At 58.3% G+C, this 15,435-nt stretch carries 9 protein-coding genes and 3 tRNA genes; 6 read left to right on the plus strand and 6 right to left on the minus strand.

Features of this window, described 5'->3' with window-relative positions; genetic code table 11:
• Window position 1: 1 nt before the first annotated feature.
• Both csdA and csdE read left to right on the plus strand, forming a co-directional pair.
• On the plus strand, window positions 2–1,207 hold the full coding sequence (gene csdA / locus ACVCAM_RS11350) for a cysteine desulfurase CsdA (RefSeq protein WP_447093595.1): 1,206 nt from the start codon (window positions 2–4) through the stop codon (window positions 1,205–1,207).
• On the plus strand, window positions 1,207–1,653 hold the full coding sequence (gene csdE / locus ACVCAM_RS11355; RefSeq protein ID WP_023344826.1) for a cysteine desulfurase sulfur acceptor subunit CsdE: 447 nt from the start codon (window positions 1,207–1,209) through the stop codon (window positions 1,651–1,653). Before csdA ends, csdE begins: the two co-directional genes overlap by 1 nt.
• Here the strand turns inward: csdE and tcdA are convergent.
• Window positions 1,644–2,450: a tRNA cyclic N6-threonylcarbamoyladenosine(37) synthase TcdA gene (gene tcdA, locus ACVCAM_RS11360; protein WP_407223626.1), complete on the minus strand. Its 807-nt coding sequence runs from the start codon at window positions 2,448–2,450 to the stop codon at window positions 1,644–1,646. The genes csdE and tcdA overlap by 10 nt on opposite strands.
• Window positions 2,451–2,525: 75 nt before the next feature.
• A complete protein-coding gene (gene mltA, locus ACVCAM_RS11365; protein ID WP_111986475.1) occupies window positions 2,526–3,623 on the minus strand; it encodes a murein transglycosylase A in 1,098 nt (365 codons plus the stop codon).
• A 208-nt stretch (window positions 3,624–3,831) separates the two neighbouring features.
• Between mltA and ACVCAM_RS11370 the strand changes: the two genes are divergently transcribed.
• The 3 genes from ACVCAM_RS11370 to ACVCAM_RS11380 all read left to right on the plus strand — a co-directional run bounded on the left by ACVCAM_RS11370 (window position 3,832) and on the right by ACVCAM_RS11380 (window position 4,150).
• Window positions 3,832–3,908, plus strand: a tRNA-Met gene (locus tag ACVCAM_RS11370).
• 44 nt (window positions 3,909–3,952) lie between these two features.
• Window positions 3,953–4,029, plus strand: a tRNA-Met gene (locus ACVCAM_RS11375).
• A gap of 44 nt (window positions 4,030–4,073) precedes the next feature.
• A tRNA-Met gene (locus ACVCAM_RS11380) sits at window positions 4,074–4,150 on the plus strand.
• A gap of 87 nt (window positions 4,151–4,237) precedes the next feature.
• On the opposite strand, the gene amiC is transcribed toward ACVCAM_RS11380, so the two are convergent.
• A complete protein-coding gene (amiC, locus tag ACVCAM_RS11385) occupies window positions 4,238–5,491 on the minus strand; it encodes an N-acetylmuramoyl-L-alanine amidase AmiC (protein WP_447093596.1) in 1,254 nt (417 codons plus the stop codon).
• Between the two features lie 227 nt (window positions 5,492–5,718).
• Between amiC and argA the strand changes: the two genes are divergently transcribed.
• Window positions 5,719–7,050 carry an amino-acid N-acetyltransferase gene (gene argA, locus ACVCAM_RS11390; RefSeq protein WP_008499655.1) on the plus strand — a complete coding sequence of 444 codons (1,332 nt, stop codon included), beginning with the start codon at window positions 5,719–5,721 and terminating at the stop codon, window positions 7,048–7,050.
• A gap of 34 nt (window positions 7,051–7,084) precedes the next feature.
• On the opposite strand, the gene recD is transcribed toward argA, so the two are convergent.
• The 3 genes from recD to ptrA are packed head-to-tail and all read right to left on the minus strand — an operon-like array spanning window position 7,085 to window position 15,323.
• Window positions 7,085–8,905: an exodeoxyribonuclease V subunit alpha gene (recD, locus tag ACVCAM_RS11395; RefSeq protein WP_447093597.1), complete on the minus strand. Its 1,821-nt coding sequence runs from the start codon at window positions 8,903–8,905 to the stop codon at window positions 7,085–7,087.
• Window positions 8,902–12,444 (minus strand): exodeoxyribonuclease V subunit beta, encoded by a 3,543-nt coding sequence (recB, locus tag ACVCAM_RS11400; protein WP_320751101.1) that lies wholly within the window; start codon window positions 12,442–12,444, stop codon window positions 8,902–8,904. Before recB ends, recD begins: the two co-directional genes overlap by 4 nt.
• Window positions 12,441–15,323 carry a pitrilysin gene (gene ptrA / locus ACVCAM_RS11405; RefSeq protein ID WP_407223627.1) on the minus strand — a complete coding sequence of 961 codons (2,883 nt, stop codon included), beginning with the start codon at window positions 15,321–15,323 and terminating at the stop codon, window positions 12,441–12,443. The genes recB and ptrA overlap by 4 nt, the downstream gene beginning before the upstream one ends.
• Between the last annotated feature and the right edge of the window lie 112 nt (window positions 15,324–15,435).

Consider the following 15,435-nt stretch of genomic DNA (forward strand, 5'->3'; position numbering starts at 1 on the left):
CATGAACGCTTTCAGTCCTGCGCAGTTCCGCGCACAGTTTCCGGCGCTGGCCGATGCCGGTATTTATCTGGACAGTGCCGCCACCGCCCTTAAGCCACAGGCGGTCATTGACGCCACGCAGCAGTTTTACAGCCTGAGCGCCGGGAACGTGCATCGCAGCCAGTTTGTCGAAGCGCAGCGATTAACCGCGCGCTATGAAGCGGCGCGCGATCGGGTGGCGCACCTGATCAATGCCGAAAGCGGGAAAAATATCGTCTGGACGCGCGGCACCACCGAGGCCATCAATATGGTGGCCCAGTGCTACGCGCGCCCGCTGCTTCAGCCGGGCGATGAGATTATCGTCAGCGAGGCGGAACATCACGCCAACCTGGTGCCGTGGCTGATGGTGGCCGAACAAACGGGTGCACGCGTGGTGAAGCTTCCGCTGGGCGCAGACCTTCTGCCCGATGTGGCCCGTCTCCCCGAGTTGATTACCCCCCGCAGCCGCATTCTGGCGCTTGGACAGATGTCTAACGTCACCGGTGGTTGCCCGGACCTGGCTCAGGCTATTCGGATAGCCCATGCCAACGGGATGGTGGTGATGGTCGACGGTGCGCAGGGCGTGGTGCATTTCCCCGCCGACGTGCAGGCGCTGGATATCGACTTCTATGCCTTCTCAGGACATAAGCTCTACGGGCCAACCGGTATTGGGGTGTTGTACGGCAAGCCGGAACTTCTGGCAAAAATGACGCCCTGGCTCGGGGGCGGCAAGATGATCGCTGAAGTGTCGTTCGAGGGCTTCAGAACGCAGGATGTCCCCTATCGCCTTGAAGCCGGTACGCCGAACGTGGCCGGCGTGATTGGCCTAAGCGCGGCGCTGGAGTGGCTGGCAGAAACAGACAGTGTTCAGGCTGAAAGCTGGAGCCGGAGGCTGGCGACGCTGGCAGAGGAAGAACTGAAAAAGCGCCCGGGTTTCCGCTCGTTCCGCGTTCAGGATTCAAGCCTGCTCGCCTTTGATTTTGTGGGCGTGCATCACAGCGACATGGTGACGCTGCTGGCCGGGTATGGCATCGCCCTGCGCGCCGGGCAGCACTGCGCGCAGCCGCTGCTGGCGGCGCTCGGCGTGAGCGGCACGCTGCGCGCCTCGTTCGCGCCCTATAACACACAAAGCGATGTTGACGCGCTGGTTGCCGCTGTCGACCGCGCGCTTGAAATACTGGTGGATTAATGACTCACGCTGCTTTAGCCGGACATCCGTTTGGCACCGTCATCACTGAAGAGACGTTAAAACAGACCTTTGCCCCGCTTTCACAGTGGGAAGATAAATATCGCCAGCTGATTCTTCTCGGTAAGCAGTTACCGACCCTCTCTGACGATCTCAAGGCGCAGGCGAAAGAGATTGCAGGCTGTGAAAATCGCGTCTGGCTGGGCGTGAGCGTTTCCGGTGAGAAGCTGCACTTCTTCGGCGACAGCGAAGGCCGCATCGTGCGGGGCCTGTTGGCCGTATTGTTGACGGCAGTGGAAGGGAAAAGCGCGGCGGAACTGCTGGCGCATTCGCCGCTGGCGTTATTTGATGAGCTGGGGCTGCGCGCGCAGCTCAGCGCCTCGCGCGGCCAGGGGTTGATCGCGCTCAACGACGCGGTACTGGACGCCGCACGTCAGGCTCAGGCCTGACGTTCCGCCTTCGCCATCATCTTCTTCAGGGCGTGAGACACCGCCACAAAGCCGAAGGAAGCGGTCACCATGGTGGCCGCGCCAAAGCCTGAGGCGCAATCCATTCTCTTTGGCCCTTCCGCCGTGCTTTTCATCGCACACACGGAACCATCGGCCTGCGGGTAGACCAGCGCTTCGGTCGAGAACACGCAGTCTACGCCCAGCTTGCCCTTGCTGTTCTTCACGACGTTAAAGTCGCTTTTCAGGCGTTCACGCAGCTTGGCGGCAAGAGGATCCTGAATGGTTTTCGCCAGATCGGCCACCTGGATCTGCGTAGGGTCGATTTGCCCGCCCGCGCCACCGGTCGTCACCAGGGGAACCTTGTAACGACGACAGTAGGCGATCAGCGCCGCTTTTGGACGCACGCTGTCGATGGCGTCAATCACATAGCTGTAGCCTTTGCTCATGTATTCAGCGACGTTATCTGCCGTCACAAAATCATCAATCACCGTGACCCGACATTCCGGGTTAATCAGGCGGATACGTTCCGCCATGACCTCAGATTTTTCCAGGCCGACGCTATCACGCAGGGCGTGGATTTGACGGTTGGTGTTGGTGACGCACACGTCATCCATATCAATCAGCGTGATTGCGCCAATACCGGTTCTCGCCAGCGCTTCTGCGGCCCACGACCCCACACCACCAATGCCCACGACGCAGACGTGCGCATCCGCAAACAGCTGCAGGGCTTTTTCACCATAGAGACGTGCCGTGCCGCCAAAACGCTGGCGCCAGGCATCGCTGATTACCACAGACATAACACCTCAGATGTAAAAAGGGTGAGGTTCTCCTCACCCTGAACAGTAATCCGTATTGCGCTCAGAATACCACAATCAGCCGCTGAATACGTTTCCGGCACCCGGTGCCGCCTTAAGCACCCACACGCGTCCGTAGTGGTTATACCAGCCTGCGCGGTGGCCTGCATCCGGACCAATGCCCTGATAGATATCGAAGTGCTGCCCTTTGATCGCGCCGCCAACGTCCAGCGCCACCATCAGACGCAGCTCATACTGGCCGTTGAACTTGCCGTTGTTGTCCAGCAGCGGGACCTCTGCCAGCAGCGTGGTGCCCGCAGGAATAATCGAACGATCCGATGCCACCGACGCACGGCCAATCAGCGGTACCGCACTCGCCCCTTTCACCGGCGCGAAGTTTTGCGGTTTAAAGAAGACAAACGACGGGTTCTGCTCCAGCAGCTCACGCACCTCGGCTTCGCTGTGCTTTTCGCCCCACTCGCGGATCGCCTGCATCGACATGTCTTCTTTCTTCACTTCGCCGCGGTCGATCAGCACCTTGCCAATACTGCGATAGGCGTGGCCGTTTTTACCGAAATAGCTGAAGAAGTTAAGCGGCGAGCCGTCGCCAAAATCAATATAGCCGCTGCCCTGAACGTCCATGATGAAGTTGTCCATCAGGGAGTTGCTGTAGGCAAGAACGTAGTTTTCGCTCAGCGCACCGGCGTAGATCTCAGCGCGCGACGGCAGACGACCGCGTTTTGGCGGCATACGGTAGATAGGGTACTGGAACTCGCCCTGACGCGTGTGTCGTGCCTGAATAACCGGGGTGTAATAGCCGGTGAACTGGACGTTGCCGTAGTTATCGGCCCCTTCCATCTGCCAGGCGTCGATACCAAACTGGCGCATGTTGCGCGTATCGCCGCCCGCGCGCAGCCAGTCCTGTACCGCGCTATAAACGTTATTCTGTGCGCTATATAAACGCGGTGACGCGTTGCGGATCTGGTAGACCTGCTCGGAGAAATCACCGGCATTGATCGGTGCGCCGACCGCATCAGGCTGATTAACTAAAGAGAAAGGCTGGGATAACTTCCCGTCTTTATACTGTTGACCGCGATCGGTCGGTTTGGAAGAACAGGCCGCAAGAATCGCTACCATTGCGCCCGCCATCAGATACTTCGCCCAACGTCCTTTCATTCTGTCTCGTCTTTTAGTTGCCCATTTCCGCGTGATGAAGATAACAAACCGCCAGGGCTAATGAAATGCGATCGCATGCCCTTTGGCAAATTTTGCGCAAAAAATAGTCCAAACAGCGCCATGTCGTTCAATTTGCATACAAAATCATGATAAATGTGAAAAAGGGGTTGCATCACAAGTCTATCCGAGTATAGTGCGCATCCACGGACGCGGGGTGGAGCAGCCTGGTAGCTCGTCGGGCTCATAACCCGAAGGTCGTCGGTTCAAATCCGGCCCCCGCAACCAATTAAAATTTGATGAAGTATCTTCTACGACTGTAGAAAGACGGACGCGGGGTGGAGCAGCCTGGTAGCTCGTCGGGCTCATAACCCGAAGGTCGTCGGTTCAAATCCGGCCCCCGCAACCAATCAAATTTGAAGAAGTAAGTTTCTGCGAGAGTAGAAAGACGGACGCGGGGTGGAGCAGCCTGGTAGCTCGTCGGGCTCATAACCCGAAGGTCGTCGGTTCAAATCCGGCCCCCGCAACCAACACTTCTAAAACAATAAACACCCTTAAGGGTGTTTTTTTGTATCTGTCGTTTGTGAATTTGCCGGGCGTTTACCCGGCCAAAAGATCTACCCGCGCCGCGCCAGCGTCGCCCCGTCAGAGAAATACGCACGAATCCCTGCCAGAATCGACTCCGCCACTTCCTGCTTGAATTTTGCCGTCTTGAGCTTACGCTCCTCTTCCACGTTACTGATAAACGCGGTTTCAACCAGGATGGACGGGATATCCGGCGCCTTGAGCACCGCAAATCCGGCCTGTTCAACGCTGTTCTTGTGCAGCTTATTGATGTTGCCCAGCTTGCCCAGCACCGCTTTACCAAACTTCAGGCTGTCGTTAATGGTCAGCGACTGCACCATGTCGAACATGGTGTGGTCGACGTAGCGGTCGCCGCTTTTGCTCACGCCACCGATCAGGTCCGAGGCGTTCTGGGTATCCGCCAGGTATCTTGCTGCGGTACTGGTCGCGCCTTTGGTTGAGAGCGCAAACACCGACGAGCCGCTTGGCTGACGGCTGGTAAACGCATCCGCATGGATCGAGACGAACAAATCTGCGCGCTGCTTCTGTGCTTTCGCCACCCTGACCTTCAGCGGAATAAAGACGTCTTCATTACGCGTCATATAGGCGCGCATATTGCCTTCTTTATCAATCAGCGCCTTCAGACGACGGGCAATTTGCAGAACCACGTCTTTTTCACGCGTGCGGTATTTCCCCACCGCACCGGAGTCTTCGCCGCCGTGGCCTGGATCGAGCATGATTACAATCGGACGATCGCGCCCTGCTTTCCCCGGCTGCGGACCGCTTTGCGCCGGCGGAACCTGACGCTGCAGATCGCCTTTGTTGTAATCTTCCAGCAGGGCAAGAAGCGGATCCTGAATATCCGTCGCATTGGCCGGGTAGAGATCCATCACCAGGCGCTCTTTGAACGTCGCGACAGGCGCCAGGGCAAACAGCTGCGGCTTCACGTTCTGCTTCAGTTCAAACACCATGCGCACGGTTTGCGGATCGAACTGCCCGACGCGCGCCGATTTAATAAACGGATCGTCGCCGCGGATCTGCGCCGCCATCCCTTTCAGCACGGAGTTAAGGTTAACGCCTTCGAGATCCACCACCACACGTTCCGGGTTGCTGAGGGCAAATTGCTTATATTTCAGCACGCGATTGGATTCGACCGTCACGCGCGTATAGGTCGACGATGGCCAGACGCGCACCGCCACGACCTGACTGGTGGCGGCAAGACCGACCTGACTGACGCTAAGCAACCACATTGCCCCGGCCCCTTTTAACAAACGGCGGCGGCTTATTGCTGAATTGGATCCCGACATGCTTCTCCCGAGCAAGAACACTGACTGATATACAAAATGTCCAGATTGACCGAAAACTTTAACGAATGACGCATAAACTGTCATCTATAAAAGGGTAAACAATCATACGCTAACGCACGGATTACTTATCATTTTCTGTGGGTCGCGGAAAATTTGCGCTTGCACACGCGGCCACAATCGAATAAAAATACAGAAATTACGAATAAACATTCATTAAGGGTTGTGCCATGGTGAAGGAACGTAGAACCGAACTGGTCCAGGGATTCCGCCATTCTGTTCCCTATATCAACGCCCATCGGGGAAAAACGTTTGTCATCATGCTTGGCGGCGAAGCCATTGAGCATGAAAATTTTTCCAGCATCGTCAATGACATTGGCCTGCTGCACAGCCTGGGGATCCGCCTGGTGGTGGTCTATGGCGCGCGCCCGCAGATCGACGCTAACCTGGCCGCTCACCACCACGAGCCGATTTACCACAAGCATACCCGCGTCACGGATGCCAAAACCCTTGAGCTGGTGAAGCAGGCGGCAGGTCTGCTGCAGCTGGATATCACCGCTCGCCTGTCCATGAGCCTGAACAACACGCCGCTGCAGGGCGCGCATATCAACGTCGTGAGCGGCAACTTCATCATTGCCCAGCCGCTCGGCGTGGACGATGGCGTGGATTACTGCCACAGCGGCCGCATTCGTCGTATTGATGAAGAAGCCATTCACCGCCAGCTGGACAGCGGCGCCATCGTCCTGATGGGCCCGGTCGCCGTTTCAGTGACCGGCGAAAGCTTTAACCTCACCTCAGAAGAGATCGCCACGCAGCTGGCGATCAAGCTGAAGGCGGAAAAAATGATTGGGTTTTGCTCCTCCCAGGGGGTCGTGAACGATGAAGGAACGATCGTGCCGGAACTCTTCCCGAATGAAGCCCAGGCCCGCGTGGAAGCGCTGGAAGCCGAAGGCGATTATCACTCCGGCACGGTCCGCTTCCTGCGTGGCGCCGTGAAGGCCTGCCGCAGCGGCGTGCGTCGTAGCCACCTGATCAGCTATCAGGAAGACGGCGCCCTGCTGCAGGAGCTGTTCTCCCGCGACGGTATTGGTACGCAGATTGTCATGGAGAGCGCGGAGCAGATCCGCCGCGCCACCATCAACGACATCGGCGGTATTCTGGAGCTGATCCGCCCGCTGGAACAGCAGGGTATTCTGGTGCGTCGTTCACGCGAGCAGCTGGAGATGGAGATCGACAAATTCACCATTATTCAGCGCGATAACCTGACCATCGCCTGCGCCGCGCTCTATCCGTTCCCGGAAGAGAAGATCGGTGAAATGGCCTGCGTGGCGGTGCATCCTGATTACCGCAGCTCTTCACGCGGTGAAATGCTGCTTGAGCGCGTGGCGGCACAGGCGCGCCAGATGGGGCTGAGCAAGCTGTTCGTCCTGACGACGCGCAGCATTCACTGGTTCCAGGAGCGCGGGTTCACGCCGGTGGATATCGATTCTCTGCCGGAAACGAAGAAAGAGATGTACAACTATCAGCGCCGTTCAAAAGTGCTGATGGCGGACCTGGGATGATACGACGCCCTCACCGTGCGGCGAGGGCTTTCATTCAGAGGGACTCAAATATCGCGCCCAGCCCGCTTCGGCGTTCCGTGCGGGTGGCAATCGCCTGCACCAGCACGCGTTCATCGGTATACAGCGACAGGCGCTGACGCGCGCGCGTAATGGCGGTATAGATCAGCTCGCGGGTAATGACGGGGGAAAGCTGCGTGGGCAGGATCAGCGCCGCGTGGTTAAACTCGGAGCCCTGGGACTTATGCACCGTCATCGCCCAGGCGGTTTCATGCTCGGGCAAACGGCTGGGCTGGAAAGACTTCACGCTCCCGTCCGGCATCTGGAACCAGACGCGCAGCCCCTGGCCGCAGTCGAGCGCAATCCCGATATCCCCGTTAAACAACCCCAGCGCGCTGTCGTTGCGGGAAATCATCACCGGTCGCCCTTCATACCAGCGCGAGTGCGGGGTGCGGTTTATTTTACGCTTTTGCACCAGCAGCTGTTCCAGCCTGTCGTTCAGGCCCCGGACACCAAAGGGACCTTCCCTCAGCGCACAAAGCAGCTGATATTCACCAAACGCGGCAATGACCTGCTCCGGCGAACGCTGCTGTTGTACGCCCGTCAGAAAGTGCTGATACCCCTGCAGGGCATCATCCAGCATCGCCTGATACTCTTCCCCGGTCTGCAGCGATTTTTTCTCAATATCCGTAAAGGTGCCGTCAAACACCGCAGTGGTTGTTCGCCGGTCGCCCCGGTTCACGGCCGCCGCAAGCTGGCCGATACCGGAATCGCTGCCGAAGCGGTAGCTTTTCTGCAGCAGACACAGGCTGTCGCGCAGCGCTCCTGCAAGCGAATGGTTTTCAGAGGTGAGCGAGCATCCGGTGAGACGGGCGAGCTCCTGAGCGCGTTCTGCGGTATATCCCAGGCTGGCATAGGTGCAGATATCGCCCAGCACAGCCCCCGCCTCCACGGAGGCAAGCTGGTCGCGATCGCCCAGGAAAATAACGCGCGCGTGCGGCGGTAGGGCATCAATCAAACGCGACATCATCGTCAGGTCAATCATCGACGCCTCATCCACCACCAGCACATCCAGGTGCAGGGGATTACCGGCATGGTAGCGCAAACGCTGGCTGCCAGGCTGAGCGCCAAGCAAACGGTGTAGCGTGCTGGCTTCGTTGGGGAAAAGCGCCAGCTGCTCCCCGGTAAGCGGCAGCTTTTGCAGCGCGCCGCCTAACGACTCCGTCAGACGCGCCGCCGCTTTACCGGTGGGAGCCGCCAGGCGAATACGGCACTTTTGCTCACCCGAGAGCTGAATCAGCGCGGCAAGCAGTTTTGCCACGGTGGTCGTTTTCCCGGTGCCCGGTCCGCCTGAAATCACCGAGATCCGACGCGTTAAGGCCACGGCTGCCGCCACTTTCTGCCAGTCTGTCGCCTCGTCAGAGGAAAACAGCGCATCCAGCGTTTGCCGGAGCTGCGTTTCATCGCAGGGAAGCGGGGCGTTGGTCTCGCTGAAGAAGCGCGCCACCGTCAGTTCGTTACGCCACAGCCGGTTAAGATACAAACGCTCGCCGACCAGAATCATTGGCGTCCCGGTATCGGCTCCGCTCACGGCAGGCGAACCGCGTAGTATCGCCTGCCAGTCCAGTGCGTCACCCAGCAGCGCGAAACACGCCTGTAAAGCCGGGGGCATTTTCTCATCCACCGCCAGACGCGACAGCGGCAGACATACGTGCCCCTCCCCCGCGTCTTTGCTCAGAATCGCGGCGGCAAGCATGACGGCTGGCTCCTCGCCTGCCACCATCATGCCAAACTGCACGTCCAGGTGGCGCAGTAATCGTTGTTCAACCGCGTCCAGCAGTAGCGCCTGCATCGTCATGCCATCTCCTCCGTGCCTGCGGCAAACAGGTTATCCATTTTTTCAATCAGCTCCACAGCCGGACGCGTGCTAAAGACGCCGGAACGCGGGTCGTTGGCATCCACGCCGCGCAGGAACAGGTAAATCACGCCGCCAAAATGCGCGTCGTAACGGTAATCGGCAATACGATGGCGCAGGTAACGGTGCAGCGCCAGGGTATAAAGCTGGTACTGCAGATCGTAGCGATGCAGTTGCATAGCCGACGCCATCGCCTGTTGGGTATAGGCTGTGCTGTCTTCGCCCAGCCAGTTCGATTTGTAATCCAGCAGGTAGTAGCGCCCGTCGTGGCGGAAAACAAGGTCGATAAAGCCTTTTAGCATTCCCTGCACCTGGCGGAAGTTCAGCGGCGGGCACCCGGCGGATAGCGGATCGTACTCGCGGATCAGCGCATCAAGCGCCTCGGCCCTGAGCGGGCTGGCGATGGGAAGATAAAACTCCATCTCCACCTGCTTATCTTTGGCGGTCAACTGGCTAAGCGAGATCCCCTGGGCCGTGAGCGGGGCGTGCAGAACCGCGCGGATCCATTCAGTAAGAACCGGCTGCCATTGCGCGTCGTAACCACCGCTCTGTAGCATCTTCAGCACCCACTCTTCGGAAACCGGCTGGGTAAAATCCAGCTCTTCAAACAGGCTGTGTAAAAACGTGCCCGGCGAGGCGCCGCGCGGGAACTGGTGCGGCGTCAGCACCGGCTCAGCGGGTACGCTACCGGCGCCTGCGGCATCCACGTCCAGTTTTGGCATCAGATCCTGCGCAATACTCTGCCCGTGCTGCTGTAAGCCGGAGTAGCTGGTAACGCGCCAGTCGTCGGCAATCGTACGTACCACCTGACGGGCATGGAGATCTGACTCGTGCGGCTCCGGCATGTGCCAGCGGCTGTTGTCGGGCAGCGATGGAATATGCAGGGCAACATGCTCAGTACAAAGCGATTCGATGCACTGGCGCAGGCCCGCCGCGTCTTTGGGTTCACCCTGCTGAATAAGCCGCCCCAGCGCGCTCAGATGAAAATCGCTCTCTCCGCTCTTTTCGCCACGGCGACGGAACAGAGGCGCAACGCCCAGGCTGCAGTGCCATACCGAGCGGGTCAGCGCCACGTAGAGCAGGCGCAAATCTTCCGCCAGACGTTCGGCCTCTGCCAGCTCAACGCTGGACTCCGCGTTGCTGAGATCGAGCACCGCCTCGAACGACTCGCGATCGTGGTAAAAAGCCTGATCCTGCACGCGGTAATTGGCGATAAACGGCAGCCAGACCAGCGGATATTCCAGGCCTTTCGACTTGTGGATTGTGACGATCTGCACCAGATGTTTATCACTCTCGAGGCGCATCTGCTGGCTGGAGGAATTGCTGTTCGGATCGGCAATCTGCTGCGCCAGCCAGCGCACCAGGGCGTGCTCGCTCTCCAGCTGCGTACCCGCTTCCTGCAAGAGTTCGCTGATGTGCAAAATATCAGTTAGCCGCCGCTCCCCACCTGCGGTAGCCAGCATATTCTCGGCAATGTGGCGCTGAGCCATGAGCTCGCGCACCATCGCCATCACCCCGCGCTTCTGCCATCTTTCCCGGTAGTGGACAAACTCTTCCACCACCGCATCCCACGCGGCTTCGTCATTGTTGAGCGCATCAATATCGCGCGCGTTCAGTCCGAGCATCGCGCTGGCTAATGCGCTGCGCAATGTACTTTCCCGTTCCGGGGCCAGCACGGCCTGCAGCAGCCATAACATCTCCTGCGCCTCCAGCGTTTCAAAGACGCTGTCGCGGTTCGAGAGGTAGACGGAGGGGATATTCAGTAACGTCAGGGCGTCGCGGATGAATGCGGCCTCCTGACGGCTGCGCACCAGCACCGTAATATCCGATGCCTTTACCGGGGTGGGGTTATCCCCCTTCCACAGCAGCGCCTCGCCTCGCGCTCCCGCACTGAGCCAGTCACGGATTTGCGCAGCACAGTGCTGGGCCATGGCATTTTGATAGTCGGCAACGCCGCAGCCTTCCCCATCCAGCAGCCAGAAGTTCATGGCAGGCTGCGTCACGCCGTTAAACTCGAAGCGCAGCGAGGCATTTTTCGGGGCAAATTTTACCGGCTGAAACGGGATCTCCCGGAACATAAACGCCGTTTCCATGCGGCTAAACAGCGCGTTGACGCTTTCCACCATGCCGGGAGAGGAGCGCCAGTTGGTATCGAGCGTGTAGTGCGCATCAACCTCGCTGCGGGCTTTCATATAGGTGAAAATATCCGCGCCGCGGAAGGCGTAGATGGCCTGTTTCGGATCGCCGATTAACAGCAGCGCGGTGTCGGGCTGCTGGCGCCAGATACGGCGGAAAATGCGGTACTGCTGAGGGTCGGTGTCCTGGAATTCGTCTATCATCGCCACCGGGAAGCGGGTGCGAATCGCGGTGGCAAGCGCTTCGCCATTTTCACTGCACAGCGCCGCATCCAGGCGGCTCAGCATATCGTCGAACCCCAGCTCGCCACGGCGGCGCTTTTCGCGCGCCACGGCTTCACGAATTTCCGTCATGGCGCGAGCGATCATCAGATCGTTGAGCGTAAGGGGCTCCGCCAGCAGGGTTTCAATCGCCACAAACAGGGGATGCTCAGGCACAATGCCGTCGGCTTTTGTCCGCTCAGCCAGGAAACGTTGGGAGAATTTCTCCAGCGCGTCCGGGAGCTGGTAGCCCCGCGTCTCTTCCTGCGCCCAGGCGCTGACCTTGTCGATCCATTTTCCCTGATTGCCACGGTTGAACTTGCGACGGTCAATCCCAGAATTTTCGATAATGGCGTCAATCTCGCCGACTGACTCCATCCACTTTTGCTTGATGTCTGCAATTTTCGCGATGATTTTTTCATGCCGCGAGGCCAGGGTTTCATCTGCCGGCGGCGGGGATTTGAAGACCGGCGCTTCCCCCTGTAGATAACGATCGATCGCGCGCAGCAGCGCCTCCGGGCCTTTCCAGAGCGCGTGTACCGCTTCGGCAATATCGCGCTGTAAGGGGTAGCAGTGGCGACGCCAGAAATCCGCGCAGGCCTGATAGCGAAGCACGGATTCATCTTCAATAAGCTGCTGTTCGAACAGCATACCGGACTCGAACGCGTTCAGGCTCAGCATGCGCTGGCAAAAACCGTGAATGGTAAAGACGGACGCTTCGTCCATCTGCCGTTCAGCGAGCAGCAGCCACTGGGCTGCCTGCTGCTTATCGGCAATCTCTTCCAGAAGGCTCGCGTAGAGGGGGTTATCCGTGCTCTGACGCAGACAGGCAATGCGCAGCTCGTGGATATTGGTACGAATACGGCCCCGCAGCTCCGCGGTAGCGGCCTCGGTGAAGGTGACCACCAGCAGCTCTTCCACGCTCAAAGGGCGTGGAAAAGCTGCGTTGCCGCCAAGCCCTAACAGCAGGCGCAGATAGAGGGCGGCAATGGTGAAGGTTTTTCCCGTTCCCGCTGAGGCTTCAATCAATCGTTCACCCTGCAGAGGTAAACGTAAGGGATCAAGGGACTCAGCGGTATCGGTCATTCTTTCTTACTCCAGGGCATAGATTGCTGCAGCGCGCTGACGCTCTTCCAGACTTTCCAGCCTTTCGGGTTCACGTATTCCGTTTTCCCGTTCTGGCTACCGGAAACCTGAGACAGGATGGTGATTCCCTGCGGCTTAATGACCGCCTGATGGAAGAAGTCGGCAACCTTCTGCGGCGTCAGCTGTTTTATCTCGGCCACTACTTTATCACGCGAATCAAATTTCAGATTACCGCGATCGAAATCTTTGCTCAGCTGCGAGGCTTCTTCACCCAGCGTCTGCGGCGGCTGCATCACCTGCGCGATGACGGCCTGCTGGATCTGGGCAAACTCTTCCGGCTTCATGGCACGCAGTTTTGCTTCCATCTGCGGGAAGAAAGCCTGGTAACGCTGCCAGAGATACGCCGGTTGTTTATCGCTGCTTTGCAGCAGGAAACCCAGCCCCCACTGACGACCGACGTTCATGGAGAAGGCAAACACCGCGTAGCCAAGCTGCTCCTCTGTGCGTAACTGGTTATAGAACCACGGCTGAATAATCTGTCCCAGCACGGCGCTCTGCGCTGAACTGGCGAATTCATCGTAGCCCGTTGGCACAAAGACCGCGGCCAGCGCGGAATCCGTGCTGTTGCCCGCCTTTTCAAAAATCACATTCTGTTTTTTCTCAACCAGCACGTCCTGGTTGCGGCACCACTCGTCGCCTTTAGAGCCGAGCTGAGTGCGAACATTCTGCGCCAGGGTTTTGGCCTGCTCCTCACTCATGTTGCCAACGATCAGGAACTCCGGACGCGTGTTGGTTTTCAGCGCGTCGCGGTACGCCAGCACGTCTTTTAAGGAGATGGAAGGCAGCAGCGCGCGGCGATCCTCACGCTGGAAATAAGGAACCTGCGACAGCATTTGCGCTGGCATAAGCGCCAGATCGTAAGCCTTGCCCTTCTCGGCAGAATCCATCATCTGGGCATACCAGGATTTAGCCTGCTCAAGCTGCTCTTCCGTCGGCGTGTAGCTGAAGTAGCCCTCCAGCAGGGCCTGGAACAGCTGCGGCAAGCGCTGGGTATAGCCGTTTGCATTAAGCATCAAACCGTTATTGGCGTTGGTGGAGAAGCTGATCCCGCCCACGGCGGCCTGGTTGCTGAGCTGATCGAGCGCGATACCGGCGAGATAGTCATTGAGCGCGAACATCACCTGATTTTTGGCGCTGTTCATGGCTTTCGGGTTACGCAGCACCACGCTGACATCGGCCTTTGGCTCGCTGGCGAAATAGCGGCTTGGGGTGTACACGACGCGGAGCGTGGGCTCATCAATGATGAGTTCCGGATGCGGGTAATCTTTCGTCGTTTTGATCAGCGAGAAGTCATCCGGAATATAGGGGTTCAGCTCCGGCAGCTTCAACGCAATCTCACCGGCCTTCTTCTGCCAGTCGGCGAAGGTCTGGGCGCTGATTTTATCCACCTGATAAGGGGCATCGACAAAGTACGCCGTCTTGTTATGCGGTTCGTTCGGGCTGATGTACCAGATGCGGGCATTCTCCGGCGTCATCATCGCCAGGCGGTCTTTTACCGCCCCGGCATCATACCGGTCGGCAATATTCACCGCGTCGAGGGTATGTTCCACCGGCACGCGGATCATGGTGTCCGCCAGCCACTCCACATAATCCATGTCACGGGTGATGGACGGGTAGCGGAAATCGAGATCCAACACGTGCGCGAGTTCATCAAAATAGCGCTTATCGACGCCTTTCTCACGCAGTAAGGAGAGGTAGCTAAAGATAGCCGCTACGACTTCATCACGGTTGGCCTGTCCTTTGTCAGTCAGGGTCGCGGAGATCGCCAGCACGCCGCTATTGCCGTTCACAACCGGATCGGAGTCGGCGCGAATGCCTTCCGCCAGCCCCTGCTTTTGCAGCCAGTCAGACAGCGTACCCGGGCTACGGTTACCAATCAGATAGGTGACCAGCTCATCGGTTTTACTGCGGAACTGTGCCGTGTTGTTATCAATGCGGAATTCCACGCGCAGCACTTTGCGCGGCATGGCAGGAACGTAGTGGATCACGATGCCTTTTTGCGCGTCCGTGACCACCGGAACGGTTATTTGCGGCAGGTCGATATTTTTATTCGGCACCCGGCCAAAGGTTTTGGCCGCCATGGCTGCCAGCTCCGGCAACGGTTTATTGCTGTAGATGACCGCTTTCATCAGGTTGGCGGAGTAGTATTGATCGCGAAACGCGTGCAGGGCATCCAGCACCGGGCTGTTCGGTTTGTCGCTCAAGGTTTCCAGATTACCGCCGGAGAAGCGCGAACCCGGGTGCGCGGGGTTGATGGTTTCGGCGCTGACCTGCGCCATGCGCATACCGTCTCGCGTGCGGGCCATGGTCAGCTCGGCATTCACCGCATTACGTTCACGATCGGCGTATTTTTTATCCAGCAACGGCGCGGCGATGGAATCAGCAAGGCGATCGACCGCCCCTTCCAGCGCATCATTTTCGACTTCGAGATAAAAGGCCGTGCGGTACGGTGCCGTACTGGCATTGTGGCTGCCGCCATGCATCTTCAGAAATTCGGACAGGCTATCTGGCTGCGGGTATTTTTTTGACCCCATCAGCGTCATATGTTCCAGATAGTGTGCAAGCCCAGGATGAGCGTCAGGATCTTCCAGCGACCCAACCGGCACCACCAATGCCGACAGGGATTTCACCGCCTGCGGGTCGGAAACCAGCAGCACGGTCATCCCGTTATCAAGGCGAATAGCCTGATATTGACGGGTATCTTTTTCGCTCTTACGGATAGTTTCCTGAACGAGTTGCCAACCGGAGTCTGCGTAAGTGACGGGCACCCAAAGGGCAATAAACAAAACAAACGCTTTAAACAAGGTGCTGCCTGGCATTACGACCTCTTTATCACGGCTACATCATTAACAAACTGCGTGCTGGACACGCCAACATCTCTTTCTTTGGGTACATCAGTCCGTGATAAGAAGTGCATCATAAATGAACACC

It is taken from the genome of Enterobacter sp. CFEC122, from assembly GCF_052983755.1.